The organism is Promicromonospora kroppenstedtii DSM 19349 (assembly GCF_000515355.1).
GTDB classification, from domain to species: domain Bacteria; phylum Actinomycetota; class Actinomycetes; order Actinomycetales; family Cellulomonadaceae; genus Promicromonospora; species Promicromonospora kroppenstedtii.
In genome coordinates, this window is record NZ_KI911720.1 from 1 (window position 1) to 1,419 (window position 1,419).

General features: G+C 74.3%; 2 protein-coding genes. Both read left to right on the top strand.

The window, feature by feature from the left end:
* The coding region (locus PROKR_RS20495; RefSeq protein ID WP_036966602.1) for a phosphotransferase at positions 1-494 on the top strand (494 nt) is incomplete at its 5' end.
* 43 nt (positions 495-537) lie between these two features.
* Positions 538-1,245, top strand: a complete 708-nt coding sequence (locus tag PROKR_RS30875; RefSeq protein ID WP_051433190.1) for a DUF4241 domain-containing protein — start codon at positions 538-540, stop codon at positions 1,243-1,245.
* The last annotated feature ends 174 nt before the right edge of the window (positions 1,246-1,419 follow it).

The window sequence follows — 1,419 nt, forward strand, 5'->3', positions numbered from 1 at the left end:
GGCCCGCGCCGGCCGACGCGCCCGAGAACACGTTCCGCGGGGTCCCGGTGGCCGAGCGCTCCGCGAGCCTGGAGGAACGGATCCCCCTGCTGCCGGAGCGGCACCACGCGCGCGCCCGGGAGCTCTGGGCCGAGGCCGTCGCCGCCCCGGTGTACGACGACGCGCCGGTCTGGCTGCACGGCGACCCGCACCCGGCCAACCTCGTGGCCGACGGCGACCGGTTGTCGGCCGTCATCGACTTCGGCGACGTGACAAGCGGCGATCCGGCGTCGGACCTCGGCATGGCGTGGCTCACCTTCGACGCGGCGGGCCGGGAGCGGTTCCGCGCGGTGATCGACGCCGAGGCGCGCGACGGGCGCGGCTGGGACGCCGGGATCTGGCGCCGCGCCCAGGGCTGGGCGGTGCTGTTCACGTCCATCTGCTTCGCCTACCCGGACACCCACCCGATCATGGTGCGTGTCGGGGAGCACGCCGTGGAGCAGCTCTTCGCCTGAGGGGCCGGGCGGGAGTGTCGGTGGTTGCCGCTAGGTTCCTGCCATGACCTACGACCTCCCCTTCTTCGCCCTGATCGACGGGACACCCGAGGGCACCCCGTACCCGCAGAAGGTGCACGACCTCGGCCTGCTCCACGTCCCCTCCGGCCGCATCGAGGCGTCCGACCCGTACGTCACGCTCGGCGAAGGGCTGGTCGTCCGTGTCGAGCCGGGCGCCTACCCCGCGTTCGTCACGGTCGCCGACGTGTCCGAGGAGCGCGACGGCAGCCACCTGCGGGAGGCGTACCTCTCGCTCGTGCTGTCCGACGGCGCACCGGTCGCCGAGGTGCGGGGCGTCACCCCGGAGGGCGCCGAGCCGGCGGACGACGGCGAGCACTACGGGGTCGGCGTGGACGCCGGCACGGTCGGGTTCGCGGACGCCGACGCGATCGTGCGGTGCATGCCGCCCGAGGACGACTCGACCGACTGGTACGACCTGCTGTTCGACTCGGGCGAGCCCACGTCGTGGTTCGAGCTGATGGACAGCCCCGACCACTACCGCGAGGGCAGCGCGAACATCGCCATGCCGCTGGCCACCGACGGCGAGAACGTGGTGCTCAGCCACTCCGGCTGGGGCGACGGGTTCTACCCCGTGGTCACGACGCACGCCGCCGACGGCACCCTGCTCGGGGTCCACATCGACCTCCTGGTCGCCGGGCCCGACGACGAGCAGGAGGACGACGAGGACGACGCCGCGGAGGCCGACGACTGACGGCGCAGCCCGGCGGCCGCACGGAACCGCCTCAGAGCTGCACGGCCGAGGTGTTCGCTCCGCACACGAGCACCGCGACCCGCTCACCGGGCTCGGGCACGTAGGCCCCGGACAGCAGCGCCGCGAGCGCCGTCGCGCCGCCGGGCTCGGCCACCACGCGGGCGGCGTCCCACA

Bases quoted from the DNA above. Each gene is read 5' to 3' on its own strand.
- PROKR_RS30875 (WP_051433190.1), top strand. From the start codon at position 538: ATGACCTACGACCTCCCCTTCTTCGCCCTGATCGACGGGACACCCGAG.